General features: G+C 64.9%; 6 protein-coding genes. 1 reads left to right on the forward strand and 5 read right to left on the reverse strand.

Annotation, left to right across the window (positions count from 1 at the left end):
- Window positions 1-81 precede the first annotated feature (81 nt).
- A complete protein-coding gene (locus ACWELQ_RS35335) occupies window positions 82-360 on the reverse strand; it encodes a hypothetical protein (RefSeq protein ID WP_452401361.1) in 279 nt (92 codons plus the stop codon).
- 291 nt (window positions 361-651) lie between these two features.
- Here ACWELQ_RS35335 and ACWELQ_RS35340 point away from each other — a divergent pair, with 291 nt between their 5' ends.
- Window positions 652-1,740: a glycoside hydrolase family 43 protein gene (locus ACWELQ_RS35340; RefSeq protein WP_452401362.1), complete on the forward strand. Its 1,089-nt coding sequence runs from the start codon at window positions 652-654 to the stop codon at window positions 1,738-1,740.
- 57 nt (window positions 1,741-1,797) lie between these two features.
- Here the strand turns inward: ACWELQ_RS35340 and ACWELQ_RS35345 are convergent, their stop codons facing one another.
- From ACWELQ_RS35345 to ACWELQ_RS35360, 4 genes are all read right to left on the reverse strand, one after another.
- A complete protein-coding gene (locus ACWELQ_RS35345; RefSeq protein ID WP_452401363.1) occupies window positions 1,798-2,673 on the reverse strand; it encodes a sigma-70 family RNA polymerase sigma factor in 876 nt (291 codons plus the stop codon).
- A 213-nt stretch (window positions 2,674-2,886) separates the two neighbouring features.
- Window positions 2,887-3,348: a hypothetical protein gene (locus tag ACWELQ_RS35350; protein WP_452401364.1), complete on the reverse strand. Its 462-nt coding sequence runs from the start codon at window positions 3,346-3,348 to the stop codon at window positions 2,887-2,889.
- A gap of 331 nt (window positions 3,349-3,679) precedes the next feature.
- The gene (locus ACWELQ_RS35355) at window positions 3,680-5,608 is read right to left on the reverse strand and encodes a TPR repeat region-containing protein (RefSeq protein ID WP_452401365.1); all 1,929 of its coding nucleotides are present in this window, start codon (window positions 5,606-5,608) and stop codon (window positions 3,680-3,682) included.
- A gap of 4 nt (window positions 5,609-5,612) precedes the next feature.
- A complete protein-coding gene (locus ACWELQ_RS35360; RefSeq protein WP_452401366.1) occupies window positions 5,613-5,816 on the reverse strand; it encodes a hypothetical protein in 204 nt (67 codons plus the stop codon).
- Window positions 5,817-6,068 lie beyond the last annotated feature (252 nt).

A 6,068-nucleotide genomic window follows, 5' to 3' on the forward strand; every position in this document is an offset into this window, starting at 1 on the left:
CGTCAACGTCGTGTGGGCACTCCTCCGCGACAACCGGCTCTATCAACCTGAGCCCCTCACCACTGCTGCTTGACAACGGGATTAAGAGTCGGCGGTGGTGACCCGGGGGAGGAGATAGTCGTACGCCGCGACCGCGCGCTGGTCGAGTTCGTCCAGGGGAATGTCGATATCGCGTGCCACGACCTCGCGGAAGATGGCGTAACCGGCGATGGTCGCCGCCGTCAGCACGTGCAGGGCCTCGGCGTGGACCTCCGGAGGCAGTGCGCCGTAAGCCTTGTCGCGCTGCAGCGCCGCGGTCATCTCGTTCGGCTCGCTGAAGATCGACAACTGGTCGTCGCCGTCGAGGGCGAGCATGGCCATGAATGCCATCCATTTGCCCGACAATGCGGCGCGCATCAGCCGTCGGCGTTGTTCGATGAACGGGACGTCCCAATGTCCCGGAAAATGGGGTGCCGTTCTCTGTCGGCGCGGCCCGGCCGACGTGTTACCGAAGATTAGCCATGATTGTCACAATGCTAACGGGACGCTAGTAATTGCGGAATGTTGTCTCTGGCTTCCCCAATGGCCGCGAAACGCCGGGGCGGACTGCGAATGAGCACTGGCGCGGCGGGCGTGTCGGAGACTGGTTTCTCGACATCTGGTGGAGGCGGTATGACGGGCTGGCGGACGACGCTCGGGGTCATCGGGGCGGTGCTGTTGTGCCTGACCTCGTGGCCGACCCTGCCCCACGCCGCCGCGCTCGAAACCCATCGTGAGGAATTCACCAATCCGATCGTGGCCGCGGGCGCGGACCCCAGTCTCACCTACTACCAGGGGCGATTTCACCTGGTGCAGGGTGACAGCTTCAACAACGACAATGTGGTGATCCGCAGCGCGGACACGCTCGGCGGGCTGGGCGACGCGTCACCGGTCGTGGTGTGGCGGCATCCGGACTGTCCCGCACCGGCGTGCACCAAGATCTGGGCTCCCGAGTTGCAGCGCATCGGCGACCGCTGGTGGATCTATTTCTCCGCCCAGGACAGCGACGATCCCGACACCCACCGCATGTACGCGCTGCGCTCGGCGGGCGACGATCCGGCCGGGCCGTACGAATTCGCCGGGAAACTCGACCTGCCCCGCACGGTCGCCATCGACGGCGTCTACCTGAGCTATCGCTCCCAGGGCTACTTCCTGTGGTCGTGCCTGCGGCCCGATGACGAACTCGTGCAGGAGATCTGCGCGGTCCGCATGTCCGATCCGACGACACCGGTGGGTGCGGCGGTCGCGATCGCGACACCGACCGCCGCCTGGGAAACCGTCCCCAACGAGGCGAACCGGTTGATCAACGAGGCGCCCCAGCCGCTGTTCGCCCCCGACGGCACGCTGTACCTGACCTATTCCGCCAACGCCAGTTTCGACGACAGCTACCGCCTGGGACTCATGCAACTAGCCCGCGGCGGCGACCCGATGGATCCCGCCGCCTGGACCAAATCCGGCGGCCCGATCCTGCCCGGCGGCCCCGGCGCGATCGCCCCGGGCCACAACGGCTTCTTCACCGTCGACGGCCACCCCTGGATCACCTATCACGCCCGCCTGGACCCCGGCACCGGCTGGGCCGGGCGCAGCATCCGCGCCCAGCCCATGAGTTTCGGCCCCGACAACCGCCCCCGCTTCGGCCTGGCCGCGCGACCCGGCGTATCGATCACGGTGGGCACCGACCAGCCGATGACGACGCCGGATCCCGGCGTCGTCGTGAAATAGGCGCGGCACGAACGTATCCCGAGACCGAACCTTCCGGGCGGGGAAACCTGCTTCCGCTCAGGCGGTTTCGAGGAGTTCGATGTCGAGTTCGGCCAGTTCGTCGGCGTCGGCGCGCAGGTCGATGGCGGTGACGTGGCCGTCGAGGACGGTGAAGGTGAAGACCACCTTCGGCTTGCCCGCGATGGACCAGACCGCGCCGACCATGCCGTCGATGAGGGCGAGGCGGGTGGCCTTGGCGCGGCCCGCGAAGGTCGCGGCCACGCCGTCGCGGCCGGAAACCAATGCCTCGGAACCCATGCGGATGCCCGCCGGGTCGGCGCGGAAGACCGCGTCGGGGGCCAGCAGGGACAGCAGCGCCTGGAAATCGCCGCTGCGCGAGGCGGTCAGGAAGGCGTCGACCACCTGGCGCTGACGGGTGGAGTCGGCGGCGGGCGCGGGTGAGCCCTGCACGCGCCGCCGCGCCCGGCTGGCCAGCTGCCGGGCCGCGGCGGGCGTCTTGTCCAGGATCGGGCCGATCTCGTCGAACGGGATCGCGAACAGATCGTGCAGCACGAAGGCCAGCCGCTCGGCGGGCGCGAGCTGATCGAGCACGATCAACAGCGCCAGCCCGATCGAATCCGCCTGCAGTGCTTCGTGTTCGGGATCGGGTGCGTGAGCGGGCGGTGCCGGGAGATGCTGATCGTCCTCGGTGATCGGGTCCTCGCGGCGCACCTTGCGCGACTGCAGCATGTTCAACGACACCCGCGCCACCACCGTGGTCAACCAGGCGGCGAGATTCTCCACGCTGTCGGAGTCCGCGCGCTGCAAGCGCAGCCACGCCTCCTGCACGGCGTCCTCGGCCTCACTCGCGGACCCCAGCAGCCGGTAGGCCACCGAGCACAACTGGGTGCGATTGGCCTCGAACTGCTCGGCCAGCCAGGCGCGATCGGTCATGGTGTCGGTCCTTCCGCGGTCGGTGTCGACCCTTCGACCGCGCACGGCCCGAATATGTGACAGCCCCGCTCTTCGACGAGCTCGCGGGCCCGTCCCGATCCTCGCACGCGGACGTCCACCGGGTTTGTCACCGTGGAAGATCGTGGTCGGTTCTGAACCGCCGCCGCACCCTCGAGGACATCACCGCCGCCGAACTCGACCCCGCCACTCGAGTTATGGCGCAATCCATTCCGGATACTGCTGTGCTACCGGCATCGTCGGAATCTCCGCACGCGGCACCAACAGGAAATTTCGGTCTGCGGGCTTGTCGAAGGCCGGGAACCGTGACTGCCACCAGCGAGCACACGTATCCGGCAGCGCGTCCGGCGCATAGGTCTTCATGGCGGTAATGCCCCACGTGCCGAAGACATTCCAACGGGGCGGCCGATGGGCATCGGGGCTCCGGCTGTCTGGATTCCGTTCGGCCACACCCGGCGTCCCCGGGACCGAGGCGCCATTGTGCAGGGACACACGTTCCGCCGAACCGAGATGGAACTCGGACACATCCGGCGGATATTCGGCCACCGTCACAGCGGGATCGACGTGATACCAACACACATCGGCAGTGACATCGCTATCGTCGGCAGTCAGGTTCGTGAGATGCAAGAAATAGGTGCGCGCGGGTTGGTCCGGCACGACCGCACGATCGGAAGTCTGACCGGGCACGAAGTTCTCGGCGTAGCCCGGCGTCGTACGCGGATCGGGCAGCGCCGCAGCGAATCCCGGATAGGAATCCTGCTTCCCCACGAAGTACGCGTACTGACTGGCTTCCCGAGTCGCCCGAATCAATTCCGCACCGCGCCCGAACAGATCGATACCGGTGTCGGCCGACCAGACCTGGGAATACCGGATCTCGGGATCCGGCCGGGGCGCACTCGACGTCGCCTTCCCGCTCCCGGAACCGGAACTCCCACACCCCGCCGTCACAGACAGCACCACAACCCCAACCGACACCCACGCGCGAAGACTATCCATCCTTCAGAGTCACCTGCCTGTATCCGTCCATGATCTGCCGACCTTCGCCGCCGCCGATCCTGCTCAGCATCACCCGAAGTCCGTCGTCATAGCTGCTGTTGATGTCGGTAATGGCGTCGTAGCTTTTCAGTCTTCCGTTCGCGTCGAAGGCATAGCCGAATTCCGGTGCCGCAGTCAGCGTCGACGGCAGTCCGTGCATCGTCTGCCGCGCCTCGAGGATGGAATGCAGCTGCCGATATTCGTCGACGCCCTGGAGGACAGGTGTCTTCCCCATTTCCGGCTGGGGACCGCAGATCCCGTCCTTCAGACTCGTACCGAACGCGTCCAGTGGGAAAGACACCAATGCGCCGGTCGGCCCGGGGGCCAGTCCGCCTGCGAGTTTGATTGCAGCAGTGGCACCTTCGAATGCGGCCACCTTCCGATCGTAGGTTTCCTTCTGCGCGTCGAAGGCGTCCCGGTACTGATCCCCGGTCTCGAGCATGAGTCCTTTGTCGAGGACACCCTGCAATCGGCCCGCGCTCAGCAGCGATTGTCCGGCGTTCGGGTCACCCAGGTGGTCTGCGAATCCGACCTCTTGGTTCAGGACGGTGTCCATCACGGCCTTGTTGAAAACGGTACCGGCCTGGCCATCGGTGTTGAGCAGTGCCGCCACGAAAGCCGAATTCGCAAAGTTCTGCTTACCGATCCAGTTGGTCTCGAAGCCCGGACGGAGTGGAGATCCGTCGCGGACGAGATCGGAGACATACGGCGCCAGGCTGTGCGACACCGTACGCATCAGCTCGGGATTCAATTGCCCTGCGGAGTTGCTGCCGTGGCCGGGCACATTCGACAGTGCGTTCCAAGCGTCCTCATTGCCGACATTCTGGGCGAACGCACTCATGATGTGTCCCATTCGAGTGGCTCGCGCGACCTCGACCGCATTGTTCGGGTCGGCGACGATGGCGTCGGAATCTCCGAATCGGAACAGAGAGCTGACGGCTCGGTCGTGGTCGGACCATTGGTGAGACAACAGATCCAGGGTGAACTCTTTGCCATGGTCCTTGTCGGTGATGACGGACTCCACGGCGAACTTGTCGGCCCCTACCGCCTGAAAGATCCCTTCGGTGAGGGCTCTGTCCTGGGTGCCGTGACCGTCAACCGTGAAGCACTCGAACTTCGAGTCCGGATTCTGCTCGTGCAGCACCTGCCCGTGCAGATACTGGCGGCCGACGTCGATCAGCTTCCGATCGAGGTCGCTGCCGAGTTTGTAGTGGTCGTCACCGGCACCGACGACGGTGGCTATGGCCTGGTTGTCGGCCACACCGTTGAGCTTGATCTCAGGCATCGGCGGTACCCCCTCCCATCCCTGTTGGACCAGATCCGGCCGGGACAAGGAGTTACGCCACTGCTGGGGTAGACGATCGAAGCCACCCTTTCCTGCGCTGCCGCCGTCCACGCGCTGGCTCGCAAGGATCTGCATGCCATTGGCGAATGCCTGCCGGGCGTCAGGCGGGAGTTTGCTTGTGATCGAGGCGATCTCCTCGGGACTCTTGCCGTCGAGGGCACGCGCGATCTCGGTGAGGTACTGCATCTGTGAGGCGGGAACTGTTGCGGTGCCTCCGGATTCGAGACCCGCGAGCTGCTCCGGCGGGAGGTGACCTGCGGCCACCATTCGTGCGATCTCGTCGGGTGTTTGGTGGCCCGACGCCAGTTCGGCAGCGTCGCTTCTCGCCTGCTCGCCGCTGAGAGCCGCGGCACTGGTGAATGCTGATAGATTGCTTGTGCCTTGTTTTTTCAGTTCCTCACGAAGCTTGTCATCGGCAGACTGTGCCTTCTGGGCGCCATCTGTGAGGTCGAACAGCATGCTCTTGATTTCCGACTTCTTCTTGTCGTCCAAATCCTTCCAACGTGTCGTCCCGATCATCGTGTCGTCGGTGATCACGTATTCAGCTGCGATAGGGAATGACTCGGCAATTGGAAATCCGGCTCGGGACAGACCGCTCGGTCATGACACCGCCTGGCTTGCCGGTATTGAATGCTTCCACTGCGCCCTTGTCGCAACGAATGGCACCGACCTTCCGGCCCAGGTCCTCGACGGTGGTGCTGAGGTTTTTCAGTTGTTCCAGATCGACCTTGAAGCTGTCGGTCACGGATCCCCCTGAATGAGAAATCGGCATGTGGATTTCTCATGCTAATGGTTTGTCCAGGTGGGTTCGGTGTCGGTAGCCATGTGTGTGCTGTTTGGGTTAGGTGCCTTGGCGGCGAGTTCGGCGGCGCCATTTGACGAGGGCGATGCCGGGGCCGATCAGGAGGATCAGCAGTGCGAGGAAGGCCAGGATGGGGAGGGCGAAGGACAGGATTGTCAGGATCAGGGAGAGGGCGTCCTCGGCGGTGGAGACGAC

It is taken from the genome of Nocardia sp. NPDC004722, assembly GCF_053601505.1.

Excerpts from the sequence above, each read along its gene's own strand:
- ACWELQ_RS35335 (WP_452401361.1), bottom strand. The coding sequence starts at position 360 with ATGGCCATGCTCGCCCTCGACGGCGACGACCAGTTGTCGATCTTCAGC.
- ACWELQ_RS35345 (WP_452401363.1), bottom strand. The coding sequence starts at position 2,673 with ATGACCGATCGCGCCTGGCTGGCCGAGCAGTTCGAGGCCAATCGCACC.
- ACWELQ_RS35340 (WP_452401362.1), top strand. The coding sequence starts at position 652 with ATGACGGGCTGGCGGACGACGCTCGGGGTCATCGGGGCGGTGCTGTTG.